Origin of the sequence: Streptomyces sp. NPDC048211, assembly GCF_043202315.1 — a bacterium.
In the GTDB taxonomy this organism is placed as follows: Bacteria; Actinomycetota; Actinomycetes; order Streptomycetales; family Streptomycetaceae; genus Streptomyces.
In genome coordinates, this window is record NZ_JBIDAD010000013.1 from 46,499 (window position 1) to 61,824 (window position 15,326).

The window sequence follows — 15,326 nt, forward strand, 5'->3', positions numbered from 1 at the left end:
CTCCGCGCGGGCGCACACACACGGCACCGGCCCCCGGGGACGAATCCCCGGGGGCCGGTGTCATGTACTGCTGTGCAGGAACTACCGATCCGTCAGGATCAGAAGTCCATGTCACCGCCCGGCATGCCGCCCGGGGCGCCGCCGGCAGCGGCCTTCTCCGGCTTGTCGGCGATGACGGCCTCGGTGGTGAGGAAGAGCGCGGCGATGGACGCGGCGTTCTGCAGGGCGGAGCGCGTGACCTTCGCCGGGTCGAGAATGCCCTCGGCGATCATGTCGACGTACTCGCCGGTCGCGGCGTTGAGGCCGTGACCGATCGGCAGGTTGCGCACCTTCTCGACGACGACTCCGCCTTCGAGACCACCGTTGACGGCGATCTGCTTGAGCGGGGCCTCCAGCGCCAGCTTGACGGCGTTGGCGCCGGTCGCCTCGTCACCCGAGAGCTCGAGCTTCTCGAAGACGGCCGAGGCCTGGAGCAGAGCCACGCCACCACCGGCGACGATGCCCTCCTCGACGGCGGCCTTGGCGTTGCGCACCGCGTCCTCGATGCGGTGCTTGCGCTCCTTGAGCTCGACCTCGGTCGCGGCACCGGCCTTGATGACGGCCACGCCGCCGGCCAGCTTCGCGAGGCGCTCCTGGAGCTTCTCGCGGTCGTAGTCCGAGTCGGAGTTCTCGATCTCGGCACGGATCTGGTTGACGCGGCCCTGGACCTGGTCGCTGTCACCGGCGCCGTCGACGATCGTCGTCTCGTCCTTGGTGATGACGACCTTGCGGGCGCGGCCGAGCAGGTCGAGACCGGCGTTCTCCAGCTTGAGGCCGACCTCCTCGGAGATGACGGTGCCACCGGTGAGGATGGCGATGTCGCCGAGCATGGCCTTGCGGCGGTCACCGAAGCCCGGGGCCTTGACGGCGACGGACTTGAAGGTGCCACGGATCTTGTTGACGACCAGGGTCGACAGGGCCTCGCCCTCGACGTCCTCGGCGATGATCAGCAGCGGCTTGCCGGACTGCATGACCTTCTCCAGCAGCGGAAGGAGGTCCTTCACGTTGCTGATCTTCGAGTTCACGATCAGGATGTACGGGTCGTCCAGGGACGACTCCATGCGCTCCATGTCCGTGGCGAAGTACGCCGAGATGTAGCCCTTGTCGAAGCGCATACCCTCGGTGAGCTCGAGCTCCAGACCGAAGGTCTGGGACTCCTCGACGGTGATGACGCCTTCCTTGCCGACCTTGTCCATGGCCTCGGCGATGAGCTCGCCGATCTGGGTGTCGGCGGCGGAGATGGAGGCGGTCGAAGCGATCTGCTCCTTGGTCTCCACGTCCTTGGCCTGCTCCAGGAGGGCGGCGGAGACGGCCTCGACGGCCTTCTCGATGCCCCGCTTGAGAGCCATCGGGTTCGCACCCGCGGCCACGTTGCGAAGGCCCTCGCGGACGAGCGCCTGAGCGAGAACGGTGGCGGTGGTCGTACCGTCGCCGGCGACGTCGTCCGTCTTCTTGGCGACCTCCTTGACCAGCTCCGCACCGATCTTCTCGTACGGGTCCTCCAGCTCGATCTCCTTGGCGATGGAAACACCATCGTTGGTGATCGTGGGGGCGCCCCACTTCTTCTCAAGGACGACGTTGCGGCCCTTGGGGCCGAGGGTGACCTTGACGGCGTCGGCGAGCTGGTTCATGCCGCGCTCAAGACCGCGCCGGGCCTCCTCGTCGAAGGCGATGATCTTGGCCATATGAAGTGGTCCTCCCGGACAGGGGTGGATTTCTCCGGACCGAGTGGCGCCCGCGACGGACGGCCTGCCTGTCTGCCGGTTCCTTGCCCCGGAGACCTGCGGGCCTCACCGGCCCGGTCCAAGTTTCTGTCACTCTCACCCAGAGAGTGCTAAGCCAATAATTAGCACTCGACCCCATCGAGTGCAAGCGCCTCCGGCCCCCTGAGGGGTGACGGCCGGACGACGGGAGGGCGCGAGCCGCCGCCTCGGAGCCCCGACAGCCGCGGGGGCCGCCCCGCCGAAACGGGCCGGGACGCGGCAGACCACCGCCATCGCAACGGGCCGGGACGCGCGGAGCACCGCCATCGAAACGGGCCGGGACGCGCGGAGGGCCCGTACCTGTGGGGTACGGGCCCTCCGTGCGTGAGTAGTGTCGTCGACCGACTGCGTCGAACCCGGCCGGGCTCAGCCGACGGCGAGCTTGACCATGTCCGCCTGCGGCCCCTTCTGGCCCTGCGAGATCTCGAATTCAACTCGCTGACCCTCTTCGAGGGTGCGGTACCCGTCCATCTGGATCGCGCTGTAGTGGACGAAAACATCCGCACCACCGTCGACCGCGATGAAGCCGTACCCCTTCTCCGCGTTGAACCACTTGACGGTGCCCTGAGCCATGCCTAACTCCCCTATTACTGGCCCTTGCACGGGACCACACTTCGCGGACCCGGGTCAGAACTCACCCTCCGAAAGGAGAGGGTGTGTGCGCCGGAACGCGTCGACCGCGGCCGAATGTATCTGCCCAACTGCCCTCTGCAACAGGTCAATCGGACGAGAATTCTGAGCCGCGCCGATCGCCCCAATATGGGGATTTCGTGAGAATCCAGGGCAAGTCAGGCCAGGCAAAGGCGACTTAAGGCGCAAGGGGCTCACGTACTTTGGCTGCATCTTGTCGTGGCCAGGCGCATTCTCATATGCGGGCGGCACGGGCAGCGGAGGGGGCTTCCCTCACCCTACCGCGCTCAACCATGCAGAATTGCCCCCTCCGCTTCTCTCGCAGAGGGGGCAATTCCGGTGACTCGGTGAAGTCGGGCCGGCCCGCGTGGCGGGCTCGGACCCGTGGGCTCAGCAGCCGCCGGCGACGGCCGGGATGATCGAGATGCCGGCGCCGTCCGGGGTGACCGCGTCCAGGCCGCCCTCGAAGCGCACGTCGTCGTCGTTGACGTACACGTTCACGAAGCGGCGCAGCTTGCCCTGGTCGTCCAGGACGCGGGCGGCGATGCCGGGGTGGTCCTTCTCCAGGGACTCGATGACCTGGGAGAGGGTCGCGCCCTCGGCCGGGACCTCGGCCTGGCCGCCCGTGTAGGTGCGGAGGATGGTGGGGATACGGACCTTGACGCTCATGGTGTGCCCTTCCTGAAGTCTCGGGTGGTCGAAAGCTTCTCAGCTGGTGGTGGCGAGTCCGGCGGCGCGGAAGGCTTCCAGGCTCGGGCGGATCGTGGCGCTCGCCTGCGAGGTGGCGGCCACGGCGTCCAGCGTCTTGAGGCCGTCTCCGGTGTTCAGGACGACGGTGGTGAGCGACGGGTCCAGCAGGCCGGCCTCGATCAGCTTCTTCGTCACGCCGACCGTCACCCCGCCCGCCGTCTCGGCGAAGATGCCCTCGGTGCGGGCCAGCAGCTTGATCGCGTCGACGACCTGCTCGTCGTTGACGTCCTCGACGGCGCCACCGGTGCGGCGGGCGATGTCCAGGACGTACGGGCCGTCGGCCGGGTTGCCGATCGCCAGGGACTTGGCGATCGTGTTCGGCTTCTGCGGCCGCACCACGTCGTGGCCGGCCTTGAAGGCGGCGGAGACCGGGGAGCAGCCCTCGGCCTGGGCGCCGAAGATCTTGTACGGCTTGTCCTCGACCAGACCGAGCTTGATCAGCTCCTGGAGCCCCTTGTCGATCTTCGTCAGCTGGGAGCCGGACGCGATCGGGATGACGATCTGGTCGGGCAGCTGCCAGCCGAGCTGCTCGCAGATCTCGTAGGCGAGGGTCTTGGAGCCTTCGCCGTAGTACGGGCGCAGGTTGACGTTGACGAAGCCCCAGCCCTCGCCGAGCGGGTCACCGATGAGCTCGGAGCAGAAGCGGTTGACGTCGTCGTAGTTGCCCTCGATGCCGACCAGCTCACCGCCGTACACCGCGGCCATGACGACCTTGCCCTGTTCCAGGTCGTGCGGGATGAACACGCACGAGCGCAGGCCGGCACGGGCGGCGGCGGCGCCCACGGCGCCGGCCAGGTTGCCGGTGGAGGAGCAGGACAGGGTGGTGAATCCGAAGGCGCGGGCGGCCTCGACGGCGATCGCAACGACGCGGTCCTTGAAGGAGTGCGTCGGGTTGCCGGAGTCGTCCTTGACGTACAGGCCGCCGGTGACGCCCAGCTCGCGGGCGAGGTTGTCGGCCTTGACCAGCTTGGTGAAGCCGGGGTTGATGTTGGGCTTGTCCGCGACATCGGAGGGAACCGGCAGCAGCGGCGCGTAGCGCCAGATGTTGTTGGGTCCGGCCTCGATGCGCTTCTTCAGCTCGTCCGGGGAGCCGCTCGGCAGGTCGTACGCCACTTCGAGCGGCCCGAAACAGGACGCGCAGGCGAAAAGGGGACCGAGTGCGAAGCGTTCTCCGCATTCGCGGCAGGAAAGCGCCGCGGCGGGACCGAGGTCCAGGGAAGATTCAGTGTTTGCTGCAACAGTCTCAACAGCCATGATGGCGAGGCCCTTTCTCCTCATCTTCCTCGCGACGCATTTCGTCACGAGACGGAATTGGCACCTTCCCCACCTGACCTCGCGGTCGGCGGGAGGGTTGCCGGGACTTCAACGGGCCGTTCCCTCTGTCCCTCTGGATGAGCGCTGTGGCACTGGACCATGGATCCAGGCGTTTATCGGCGGACGGACCCCGGCATGCGACGGCCATCTGCGTTGTTCAAGACTGTAACCGAAGCACCGGACTGTTGAGATAGTCGTCCGAACCGCGAGATGGATCACATACAGGGAGTATCGACCGTGCTGGAAGAGGTCGAACGCTGGCTGACCAGGCGTTCCTGGTCAGCCGCCGACCGTCCGCTGGACCGTCTGCTGCACGCCCGAAACGGTGCGAACGGGCCGAGCGTGAGCGTGGTGCTGCCCGCACTGAACGAGGCGGAGACGGTCGGTGACATCGTCGCGACGATCCGGCGCGAGCTCATGGAGAAGGTCCGGCTGGTCGACGAGCTCGTGGTGATCGACTCCGGTTCGACGGACGCCACCACCGAGGTCGCCCGCCGCGCCGGCGCCCGGGTCGTCCACCGCGACGCGATCCTTCCGCGCGTCCCCGCCGTCCCCGGCAAGGGCGAGGTGCTCTGGCGGTCGCTCCTGGTGACCGGCGGTGACATCGTCTGCTTCATCGACGCGGACCTGAAGGACTTCTCGGCGGACTTCGTCTCCGGCATCGTCGGGCCGCTGCTGACCGACCCGGACGTGCAGTTCGTCAAGGCGATGTACGACCGCCCCCTCGGCAAGAGCGCGGGGCAGGGCGGTCGCGTGACCGAGCTGGTGGCCCGGCCGCTGCTCAATCTGCACTGGCCGCAGCTGGCCGGCTTCGTCCAGCCGCTGGGCGGCGAGTACGCCGTGCGCCGCTCGCTCCTGGAGCGGCTGCCCTTCCCGGTCGGTTACGGAGTGGAGCTGGGCCTGCTCGTCGACGCCCTGCACACGGTCGGCCTGGACGCGCTCGCCCAGGTGGACGTCGGGGTCAGGATCCACCGCCACCAGGACGGCCAGGCCCTCGGACGGATGGCGGCCGCCATCTACCGCACGGCCCAGCTGCGGCTCTCCAGGGGGCATCTGGTCCGCCCGTCGCTGACGCAGTTCGAGCGCGGCGAGCACGGGTTCGTGCCGCGTACGTACGCGGTGGACACGGAGGAGCGGCCGCCGATGCGGGAGATCGAGGAGTACCTTTCACGCCGCGCGGCGTGACACCGGCCGACTTCGCACGTTTGGACGCTTCGCGATCGGGCTAGATTCCGCCCATGGTCTCCGAGCACGCCCCTCAGCCCGCTGCCCAGGTCCTCGTCGCGTCCAACCGCGGCCCGGTCTCGTACACGCTGCGGGAGGACGGCACCCTCGACTCGCGGCGCGGCGGGGGCGGACTCGTCTCCGGACTGAGCGCCGTGGACGACAAGATGTGGGTCTGCGCCGCCCTCGGGGACGGTGACCGCGAGGCGGTGCGGCGCGGTGTCGGCGAACCGGGTGTCCGGATGCTCGACATCGACGCGGAGGTGCACGCCGACGCGTACAACGGCATCGCCAACTCGGTGCTCTGGTTCGTCCACCACCTCCTCTACCAGACCCCCGTCGAGCCCGTCTTCGACGCGGAGTTCCGCCGCCAGTGGGCCTCCTTCGAGACGTACAACCGGGCCTTCGCCGCGGCGCTCGCCGAGGAGGCGGGCGAGGGTGCGGCGGTCCTCGTACAGGACTACCACCTGGCGCTGGTGCCCGGCATGCTCCGCGAGCTCCGCCCCGACCTGCGGATCGGCCACTTCTCGCACACCCCGTGGGCGCCCGTCGACTACTTCCGGCTGCTGCCCGACGACATCGCCGAACAGCTCCTCCACGGCATCCTCGGCGCCGACCGGGCGGCCTTCCTGACCCGCCGCTGGGCGGACGCGTTCATCGGCTGCTGTACGGAGATCCTCGGCGGCACCGGCCACACCCGGATCGGGGTGCACGGCCTCGGCGCCGACGCCGACTTCCTGCGCCGCCGCTCCCACGAGGCGGACGTGGACGAGCGGATGGCGGCGCTGCGGGAGCAGGTGGGCCCCGGACGGAAGACGATCGTGCGGGTGGACCGTACGGAACTCTCCAAGAACATCGTCCGCGGTCTGCACGCCTACCGCGCCCTGCTCGACGGGCGGCCCGAATGGCGCGGGCGCGTCGTCCACATCGCGTTCGCCTACCCCTCGCGCCAGGACCTGGCGGTCTACCGGGAGTACACCGCGGAGGTGCAGCGCGTCGCCGACGGGATCAACTCGGCGTACGGGACGGCGGACTGGACCCCGGTCGTCCTGCACGTCAAGGACGACTTCGCCCGCTCGCTCGCGGCGTACCGGCTGGCGGACGTCGCGCTCGTCAACCCGATCCGGGACGGGATGAACCTGGTCGCCAAGGAGGTCCCGGTCGTCTCCGACGACGGCTGTGCGCTGGTGCTGTCGCGCGAGGCGGGGGCGTACGAGGAGCTCGGTCCCGACGCGATCACGGTGAACCCGTACGACGTGTCCGCCACCGCCGACGCGCTGCACGAGGCGCTGACGATGGCGGACGACGAGCGGACGGCCCGCACGAAGCGGCTGGCCGCGACGGCCACCGCGCTGCCGCCGCAGCAGTGGTTCCTCGACCAGCTAGAGGCGCTCCGCCAGGGCTGACAGGAACGCCACGACGGCCCCCGGCCCGGGGAGCGCGAGATCGGCCCGTTCGGCCAGTTCGGGCACTTCCGTGCCGCTGCAGACCAGCAGGCCGGGTGTGCCGTCGGGGCCTTCGGTGCGGAGCTTCTCCACGGCGGCGTACGCGGCGAGGTCGCCCAGGTCGTCGCCCGCGTAGAGCACGGACTCGGCGCCGGTCTCGCGCACGTACTGGGTGAGCGCCACGCCCTTGTCCATGCCGGAGGGGCGCAGCTCCAGGACCAGCCGGCCCGGTTCGACGATCAGGCCGTGGCGGGCGGCGAGTGCGCCGAGGGGGCCGCGCAGTGCCTCGAAGGCGGCCTGCGGGTCGGCGGCGCGGCGGGTGTGGACGGCGAGCGCCTGACCCTTCTCCTCTATCCAGGTGCCGCGCCAGGAGTCGAACCTGTCGAGTACGCCGGGGAGTTCGGCCCGGACCGCGGCGACACCGGGGTGCGGGGCGGGGGCGCGGACGGTGCCGGAGACGGCGTCCCAGCGTTCGGCTCCGTAGTGGCCGAGGACGACGAGATGGTCGAGCCCCGCGACCCCGGCGAAGCCGCCGTAGCGGACCGCGACCCCGGCCGGGCGGCCGGTGATCACGGCGATGGACGCGACCTTGGGGGCGAGTGCGGCCAGTGCCTCGACGGCGCCGGGGTGGGCGCGGGCCTGTTCGGGGTCCGGGACGATGTCGGCGAGCGTTCCGTCGAAATCGAGTGCGATGACGGCACGGTCGGGCCGGGCGAGGAGCGCGGCGAGGCCCTCCTGTCCGGCGGAGGTGGCCGGGGCCGGCAGGGGTGGGGTGTGCGAATGGCTGCCCATGGGGCGAGCCTAACGACCCGGTGCGCGAGAGGGAGCGGATCGGCCACCGGCGTCCCGCGGCTTCGCGTCCGAGCCGGTGGAAGGCGGGCGGAGGACGGCAGGCGGAGGAAGCGACGCGGGGCCGGCTGTCATCGCCGCCCCCGCCGGGCCTCCCGTACGCGCCGCAGGCGGTTGACCGTCACCGGGTCCGCCTCCAGCGCCCGCCGGTCGTCCAGCAGGGCGTTCAGCAGCTGGTAGTAGCGGGTCGGGGAGATCCCGAGCTGTTCCCTGATCGCCCGCTCCTTCGCCCCGGGACCCGCCCACGACTGCCGCTCGACCGCCAGGACCGCGCGGTCCCGGTCGGACAGCGGGGCGGCGGCGTCGGGGCCTTCGGGACCCTGGGGGCCGTTCGGGGGGAGGGCGGTCATATCAGCCAATATATTGCGCCGCCGGCCCGGACACAGGCCCGGTCCCGGGACCGGCCGGGGTCCGTCGCAGCTCCGGGGCCGGGTCTGTTCGCAGGGCCGGCCCCGGGTCCGGGTCCCTACTCCGCGCTCTCCGCGGCCGTCGACTCCTGGGCGATGCGTTCGAGCACGCTCTCCGGGTTGGCGCCCGGCTCGACCGCCTTGCCGATGTTGCCCTTGATCGACTCACTGGCGGCGGCCCAGGACGTCTTGCCGAACGGGTAGAACTCCGCGTCCGGCAGTGTGGCCAGGAACTTGTGCAGCGGCTTGTACTTGGCGTCGTCCTCCATCGCGGCGGACGCGCTGTCGGTGACCGGCAGCAGGTCGTACATGTCGGCGAACTCGATCACGTTCTTGTCGCTGAACATGAAGTCGAAGAACTTGCCCATCTCGACCCGGTGGCCGCCCTGCTTGAACCCCATGATCCAGTCGGCGACGCCCATCGACCCGGTGATGGGTCCGTCGGGGCCGGGCAGCTGCACCATGCCGACGTCCACGCCCTGCTTCTGGGCCTCCTCCATCAGGGTCGGGTGGCCGTTGAGCATGCCGACCTCGCCCTTGCTGAACGCCTCGAAGGCCTTGGCCCGGTTGAACTTGCCGGGGGCGACGGGGCCGACGAGCCCCTTGTCGACGAGGTTCGACTTCAGCCAGTCGAAGGTCTTGACGTTCTCGGCGGAGTCGATGTCGTACGAGCCGACGTCGTCGGTGTAGCCGCCGCCACCGCTGAGCAGCCACATCATGGTCTCGGCCTGGGACTCCTCCTGGCCCAGCGGCAGCGCGAACGGGTACGTCACCCCGCGCTGCTTCAGCGCCGCCGCATCGGCGGCTATGTCGTCCCAGGTGCGCGGGGCCTTGAGGCCCGCCTGGCGGAAGAGGCCCTTGTTGTAGAAGAGCAGCCGGGTGCTGGCCACGAACGGCAGCCCGTACTGGACGCGGCTGTACCGGCCGGCCTCCGCGAGCTTCGGCAGGAAGTTGGCCTGGGTGGGGATGCTGAGCATCTGGTCGGCGGAGTAGAGCTTGCCGGCCTTGGCGTAGTCCGCGTACGCGCCGATCTGCGCGATGTCGGGGGCCTTCCCCTCCTTGACCATCTCGGCGACCTTGCGGTCGACGTCCGTCCACGGAAGGACGGTCACGTCGACCTTGATGCCGGGGTGCGACGCCTCGAAGCTCCGGGCGATCCCGTCCCAGTACGTGGCGGACTTGTTGGCCTCACCCGTGCCGTAGTCGGCCGCGACCAGTTTCAGCGTGACATCGTCCGAGCCGTTGCCGCCGCAGCCCGAGAGCGTGGCCGTCATCCCCAGTGCGGCGACAGCCGCCGTCAGTCCCCAAAAACGCCGCTGCACAGCCCAGTCCGTCCTCGTAGATTGCACACCCGCGGATCCCACGTCGGCGTGGGCCCCTCCGGATGAGCTGCGATTTTGCACCACGCCGGGCAGGAGGTCTACACCACCGACGTACCGCTTCCGCAGCACAGCAGCATTGCACGGGGCGCGGAGCGACTGCTAAGGAGGTCTCGGCCCGGCACGTCAGGACCCTTCCTGATGGGTCCGGACCGCCATGTTCACGGCGTCCGCCCCGTCGGACACCCTCCGCCCGCATACGGTGCCACCGAGCCGCACCGGCCACCGCCCAGCCGCAAGGAGCCGTTCCGCATGTCCCGTACCGCATCAGAAATCGCCACTCAGCCCAGTTGCTGGCGTCGTGCCGCAGAGGCGGGCGCGGCCTTCGACGGGCTGCCGCGCCCGGGCGAGCGGGTCGCCGTGACCGGGTGCGGGACCTCCTGGTTCATGGCCATCGCCTACGCGGCGCTGCGGGAGGCGGCCGGACAGGGCGAGACGGACGCGTACGCCTCCTCGGAGTTCCCGGCCGGGCGGGCGTACGACCGGGTCGTGGCGATCACCCGCTCGGGTACGACGAGCGAGGTGCTGGCCCTGCTGGGCGAGCTGCGCGGCAAGGTCGCCACGGTCGCACTGACCGCCGACCCGAAGACGCCGGTCATGGAGGCTGCCGACACGGTGGCCGTGCTGGACTGGGCGGACGAGGAGTCGGTCGTCCAGACGCGCTTCGCCACCACCGCGCTCGCCTTCCTGCGGGCCGGGCTGGAGGCGGCGGGACCGCTCCCGGCCGGGGTGAAGACGGTCGCCGAGGCCGCCGTCGACGCGGAACTGGCGGTGACCGAGCCGCTGGACGAGGCGGTGGTCGCGGCCGAGCAGTGGACGTTCCTGGGGCGCGGCTGGACCTACGGGCTCGCGCAGGAGGCCGGGCTGAAGATGCGCGAGGCGGCGGGCGCCTGGACCGAGTCGTACCCCGCGATGGAGTACCGGCACGGTCCGATCGCGATCACCGGCCCGAACCGGGTGGCGTGGGTCTTCGGCGCGCTGCCCGAAGGGCTCGCCGGCGAGGTCGCGGCGGTCGGCGGGACGCTGGTCGCCCACCGGTCCGCCGACCCGATGGCCGACCTGATCCGGGCGCAGCGGCTCGCCGTGGTCCTCGCGGAGTCGAAGGGCTACGACCCGGACCACCCGCGCAACCTGTCGCGCAGCGTGATCCTGCCCGCGTAGCCGGCACGGGACACGACGGGGCGCGACGGGGCGCCGGGGCGTCGCGCCCCATGTCGGCGGGTTGCCGCCGGGTTGTGACCCCGATTTTGTATGGATGCGCAACAAACAGCGATAGTGGACTAGACCTTTTGGGGTCCGTCGGGCGAAACTGTTTCCCGTGAAACACGTCATCGCCCTCGATGTGGGCGGCACCGGAATGAAGGCCGCACTGGTCGGGGCCGATGGCGCCCTGCTCTACGAGGCGCGACGCGCGACCGGCAGAGAGCGCGGCGCCGACGCCGTCGTGGAGTCGGTCCTCGCCTTCGCGGCGGATCTGCGCGCGTACGGCGAGGAGCACTTCGGCGAGAGCGCCCTCGCGGCCGGCGTCGCGGTGCCCGGCATCGTCGACGCCGACAAGGGGGTCGCCGTCTACGCGGCGAACCTGGGCTGGCGCGACGTACCCATGCGCCGGCTGCTCGGCGAACGGCTCGGCGGCGTACCCGTGGCCCTCGGCCACGACGTCAGGACCGGCGGCCTCGCCGAGGGCCGGATCGGTGCGGGCAAGGGCGCCGACCGCTTCTTCTTCGTGCCGCTGGGCACCGGGATCGCCGGCGCCATCGGCATCGCGGGCACCATCGAGGCGGGCGCCCACGGCTACGCGGGCGAGATCGGCCACATCGTGGTCCGGCCGGACGGCCCGGACTGCCCCTGCGGCCAGCGCGGCTGCCTGGAGACGCTGGCCTCCGCGGCCGCCGTCAGCCGGGCCTGGGCCGCCGCCTCGGGCGACCCGGAGGCCGACGCAGCCGACTGCGCCAAGGCCGTCGAATCGGGCGACCCGAAGGCCGTCGAGGTATGGCTCGACGCCGTCGACGCGCTCTCCGCCGGACTGGTCACCGCGCTCACCCTGCTGGACCCCCGCACGATCATCATCGGTGGCGGTCTCGCCGAGGCGGGGGAAACCTTGTTCACACCACTCCGTGCGGCCGTCGAGGAACGCGTCACGTTCCAGAAGCTGCCCCACATCGTCCCGGCGGCCCTCGGGGACACCGCCGGATGCCTGGGCGCAGGGCTGCTCGCCTGGGATCTTCTCTCCACGGAGGTATCCGCCTGATGGCCGGACGCGCAGACAGCACTGTTCTCGCAGGTGCCCGGGTGGTGCTCCCCACCGGAACCGTCGAGAACGGCCGGGTGATCGTCGAGGGCACCCGCATCGCCGGCAGTTCGGCGGAGGACGCCCGGACCGTCGACCTGTCCGGCCACTGGATCGTTCCCGGCTTCGTGGACATGCACAACCACGGCGGCGGCGGCGGTTCCTTCACCTCCGGCACCGTGGAGGACGTCCTCACCGGCGTCCGCACCCACCGCGAGCACGGCACCACCACCCTGGTCGCCTCCACCGTCACCGGGGAGATGGACTTCCTCGCCGAGCGGGCCGGCATCCTCTCCGAACTGGTCGAACAGGGCGACCTGGCCGGCATCCACTTCGAGGGCCCCTTCATCTCCCCGTGCCGCAAGGGCGCGCACAGCGAGGCGCTGCTGCGCGACCCCGACCCGGCCGAGGTCCGCAAGCTGATGGACGCGGCACGCGGCACCGCGAAGATGTTCACGCTCGCCACGGAGCTGCCCGGCGGCATCGACTCCGTACGGCTGCTCGCCGAACACGGCGTCATCGCCGCGATCGGCCACACCGACGCCACGTACGAGCAGACCGTCGAGGCGATCGACGCCGGCGCCACCGTCGCGACGCACCTCTACAACGCGATGCCGGGCATCGGCCACCGCGCTCCCGGCCCCATCGCCGCCCTCCTGGAGGACGAGCGGATCACCGTCGAGCTCATCAACGACGGTACGCATCTGCACCCGGCCGCCCTGGAGCTCGCCTACCACCACGCGGGCGCCCACCGCGTCGCGCTGATCACCGACGCCATGGACGCGGCCGGCTTCGGCGACGGCCAGTACCAGCTCGGCCCGCTCGCCGTCGAGGTCAAGGACGGCGTCGCCCGGCTCGTCGAGGGCGGCTCCATCGCGGGCTCCACCCTCACCCTGGACACCGCTTTCCACCGGGCCGTCACCATCGACCGGATCCCGGTCGGCGACGTGGTGCAGTCCATCTCCGCCAACCCGGCCCGGCTCCTCGGGGTCTACGACCGGGTCGGCTCGCTGGAGCCCGGAAAGGACGCCGACCTCGTCGTGCTGGACGAGGACTTCCGGCTCAAGGGCGTCATGCGCAAGGGCGAGTGGATCATCCGGCCGCAGGCCGGCTGATCACCGCGCGGGCCGCGCCCGCCTACGTAACGAAGAGACAGCGGTTGGCCCGGGGATCTGGGCCGACCGCCCTCCTCTTTGACATGATCGCGTAGGAACCAGACAGGAAAGCGCGTTCCGGCAAGGGATCCGCGCTCCGCACCGATCGAGGGGGCGGCCGAAGTGATCCTCACGGTCACGCTGAACACGGCACTCGACCTGACCTACGGCGTACCGGCACTCGTACCGCACTCCAGCCACCGCGTCACCGACCTCTCCGAGCGCCCCGGCGGCAAGGGCATCAACGTCGCCCGCGTCCTCGCCGCCCTCGGCCATGAGAGCGTCGTCACAGGCTTCGCCGGAGGCACCACCGGAGCCGTGCTCCGCGAGCTGCTCGCCGCGCTTCCCGCCGGCCCCGCCGCCGTCACCGACGCGCTCGTGCCCGTGGCCGGCAACACCCGCCGCACGCTGGCCGTCGCCGACCGGACCACCGGGGACACCACCCAGTTCAACGAGGCCGGACCGCACGTCACCGCCGACGAGTGGACCGCCTTCCTCGGCGCGTACGGGGAACTGCTCGGCGCGGCCGACGCCGTCGCGCTGTGCGGCAGCCTGCCCCCCGGCATCCACGTCGGCGCCTACGCCGAACTGGTCCGCCTCGCCCGCAGCGCCGGCGTCCCCGTCCTCCTGGACACCAGTGGCGAACCGCTGCGCCGCGGCATCGCCGCCCGCCCCGACCTGATCAAGCCGAACGCCGACGAGCTCGCCCAGCTCACCGGCTCCCGCGAACCCCTGCGCGGCGCCCGCGACGCCCGCCGCCGGGGCGCGCACGGGGTGATCGCCTCACTGGGGCCCGACGGCATGCTCGCGGTCACCCCCGACGGCAACTGGCAGGCATCCCCGCCCGCCCCCGTGAAGGGCAATCCCACCGGCGCCGGCGACTCCGCGGTGGCCGGACTGCTGTCCGGACTCGTGGAGGGCCTGAAGTGGCCGGACCGGCTGCGCCGGGCGGTGGCACTGTCGACGGCGACCGTGCTCTCCCCCACGGCCGGTGACTTCGACCGCGCGGCGTACGAGGAGCTGCTGCCGCGCGTCGGCATCGAGGAACACGCACCGGCGGCCTGAACGCCCCACCGGTACCGAGGAACACGCACCGGCGGCCTCAGCGCCGCACCGGTGTCGAGGAACAACGCACCGGCGGCCTCAGCGCCGCGTCCCCACCGGGCCCCTCCCGCGGGCCCGGGGAAACAACAGAGGTCAGCATGCCGCTCGTCAGCACCGGTGAACTCGTCTCCGCCGCCCAGGCCCAGGGACGTGGAATCGCCGCCTTCAACGTCATCACGCTGGAGCACGCCGAGGCGATCGCCGCCGGTGCCGAGCGCGCCGGCGCCCCCGCCATCCTCCAGATCTCCGAGAACGCCGTGAAGTTCCACGGCGGCCGGCTCGCCCCCGTCGCCGCGGCCGCCGCGGCCGTCGCCCGCACCTCCGGCGCCCCGCTCGCCCTCCACCTCGACCACGTCGAGTCCGTGGAGCTGCTGCACCAGGCACACGACGAGGGCTTCGGCTCGGTGATGTTCGACGCCTCCAAGCTGGGATACGAGGAGAACGTACGGGCCACCGCCGCAGCGGTCGCCTGGGGCCACGCGCGCGGCATCTGGATCGAGGCCGAACTCGGCAAGGTCGGCGGCAAGGAGGGCGAGGCACCGCTCGACGCCCACGCCCCCGGGGTGCGCACCGACCCGGCCGAGGCGGCCGCGTACGTGAGCGCCACCGGCGTCGACGCCCTGGCCGTCGCCGTCGGCTCCTCGCACGCCATGACCGAGCGCACCGCCGCCCTGGACCACGAGCTGATCGGCCGGCTCCGCGACGCCGTCCCCGTCCCGCTGGTCCTGCACGGCTCCAGCGGCGTCCCCGACGAGGAGATCCGCCAGGCCGTCGCGGCCTCCGGCATGGTCAAGATCAACGTGGGCACGGCGCTGAACACCGCGTTCACCGGAGCCGTACGCGCCCACCTGGCCGAGCACACCACGGGCGTGGACCCGCGCAAGTACATCGCCCCTGGCCGCGAGGCGATGGCCGCGACGGTGGCCGGCTTCCTGGCGCTGATGGGCTGAGGGCCTTCGTCCCGCCGCGGGTCCGCGG

14 protein-coding genes and 1 riboswitch are annotated in these 15,326 nt (G+C 71.2%); of the genes, 7 read left to right on the forward strand and 7 right to left on the reverse strand.

Annotated features, from left to right (window positions below):
• Nucleotides 1–98: 98 nt before the first annotated feature.
• The 4 genes from groL to thrC form a co-directional block, all read right to left on the reverse strand.
• Complete coding sequence (gene groL, locus ACGFZA_RS34935) at nucleotides 99–1,724, reverse strand: chaperonin GroEL (RefSeq protein WP_123524516.1); 1,626 nt, start codon at nucleotides 1,722–1,724, stop codon at nucleotides 99–101.
• Nucleotides 1,725–2,168: 444 nt separating this feature from the next.
• Nucleotides 2,169–2,375, reverse strand: coding sequence for a cold-shock protein (locus ACGFZA_RS34940; protein ID WP_003967346.1), 207 nt, complete (start codon nucleotides 2,373–2,375; stop codon nucleotides 2,169–2,171).
• Nucleotides 2,376–2,822: 447 nt separating this feature from the next.
• Nucleotides 2,823–3,101, reverse strand: coding sequence for a MoaD/ThiS family protein (locus ACGFZA_RS34945; RefSeq protein WP_148019364.1), 279 nt, complete (start codon nucleotides 3,099–3,101; stop codon nucleotides 2,823–2,825).
• Nucleotides 3,102–3,140: 39 nt separating this feature from the next.
• Entirely contained in the window at nucleotides 3,141–4,436 is a 1,296-nt protein-coding gene (gene thrC / locus ACGFZA_RS34950; RefSeq protein WP_393684489.1) for a threonine synthase, read from the reverse strand.
• A 17-nt stretch (nucleotides 4,437–4,453) separates the two neighbouring features.
• Nucleotides 4,454–4,580, reverse strand: a riboswitch (SAM riboswitch).
• A 153-nt stretch (nucleotides 4,581–4,733) separates the two neighbouring features.
• On the opposite strand from thrC, the gene ACGFZA_RS34955 reads away from it, so the two are divergent.
• On the forward strand, nucleotides 4,734–5,681 hold the full coding sequence (locus ACGFZA_RS34955; RefSeq protein ID WP_393684723.1) for a glucosyl-3-phosphoglycerate synthase: 948 nt from the start codon (nucleotides 4,734–4,736) through the stop codon (nucleotides 5,679–5,681).
• Between the two features lie 53 nt (nucleotides 5,682–5,734).
• A complete protein-coding gene (locus tag ACGFZA_RS34960) occupies nucleotides 5,735–7,126 on the forward strand; it encodes a trehalose-6-phosphate synthase (protein ID WP_385283503.1) in 1,392 nt (463 codons plus the stop codon).
• On the opposite strand, the gene otsB is transcribed toward ACGFZA_RS34960, so the two are convergent.
• The 3 genes from otsB to ACGFZA_RS34975 all read right to left on the reverse strand — a co-directional run bounded on the left by otsB (nucleotide 7,103) and on the right by ACGFZA_RS34975 (nucleotide 9,695).
• Nucleotides 7,103–7,957 (reverse strand): trehalose-phosphatase, encoded by an 855-nt coding sequence (gene otsB, locus ACGFZA_RS34965; protein ID WP_393684492.1) that lies wholly within the window; start codon nucleotides 7,955–7,957, stop codon nucleotides 7,103–7,105. The genes ACGFZA_RS34960 and otsB overlap by 24 nt on opposite strands.
• Nucleotides 7,958–8,085: 128 nt before the next feature.
• On the reverse strand, nucleotides 8,086–8,364 hold the full coding sequence (locus ACGFZA_RS34970; protein ID WP_385283507.1) for a DUF3263 domain-containing protein: 279 nt from the start codon (nucleotides 8,362–8,364) through the stop codon (nucleotides 8,086–8,088).
• Nucleotides 8,365–8,480: 116 nt separating this feature from the next.
• Nucleotides 8,481–9,695, reverse strand: a complete 1,215-nt coding sequence (locus ACGFZA_RS34975) for an extracellular solute-binding protein (protein ID WP_393684726.1) — start codon at nucleotides 9,693–9,695, stop codon at nucleotides 8,481–8,483.
• A gap of 357 nt (nucleotides 9,696–10,052) precedes the next feature.
• Between ACGFZA_RS34975 and ACGFZA_RS34980 the strand changes: the two genes are divergently transcribed.
• The 5 genes from ACGFZA_RS34980 (at nucleotide 10,053) to ACGFZA_RS35000 (ending at nucleotide 15,298) form a co-directional block, all read left to right on the forward strand.
• Nucleotides 10,053–10,961 (forward strand): SIS domain-containing protein, encoded by a 909-nt coding sequence (locus tag ACGFZA_RS34980; protein WP_385283509.1) that lies wholly within the window; start codon nucleotides 10,053–10,055, stop codon nucleotides 10,959–10,961.
• A gap of 157 nt (nucleotides 10,962–11,118) precedes the next feature.
• Nucleotides 11,119–12,051 carry an ROK family protein gene (locus tag ACGFZA_RS34985; RefSeq protein WP_393684495.1) on the forward strand — a complete coding sequence of 311 codons (933 nt, stop codon included), beginning with the start codon at nucleotides 11,119–11,121 and terminating at the stop codon, nucleotides 12,049–12,051.
• Nucleotides 12,051–13,205 (forward strand): N-acetylglucosamine-6-phosphate deacetylase, encoded by a 1,155-nt coding sequence (nagA, locus tag ACGFZA_RS34990; RefSeq protein ID WP_385283515.1) that lies wholly within the window; start codon nucleotides 12,051–12,053, stop codon nucleotides 13,203–13,205. Before ACGFZA_RS34985 ends, nagA begins: the two co-directional genes overlap by 1 nt.
• A gap of 162 nt (nucleotides 13,206–13,367) precedes the next feature.
• Complete coding sequence (locus ACGFZA_RS34995) at nucleotides 13,368–14,309, forward strand: 1-phosphofructokinase family hexose kinase (RefSeq protein WP_393684497.1); 942 nt, start codon at nucleotides 13,368–13,370, stop codon at nucleotides 14,307–14,309.
• A gap of 137 nt (nucleotides 14,310–14,446) precedes the next feature.
• Nucleotides 14,447–15,298: a ketose-bisphosphate aldolase gene (locus ACGFZA_RS35000; RefSeq protein WP_393684499.1), complete on the forward strand. Its 852-nt coding sequence runs from the start codon at nucleotides 14,447–14,449 to the stop codon at nucleotides 15,296–15,298.
• Nucleotides 15,299–15,326 lie beyond the last annotated feature (28 nt).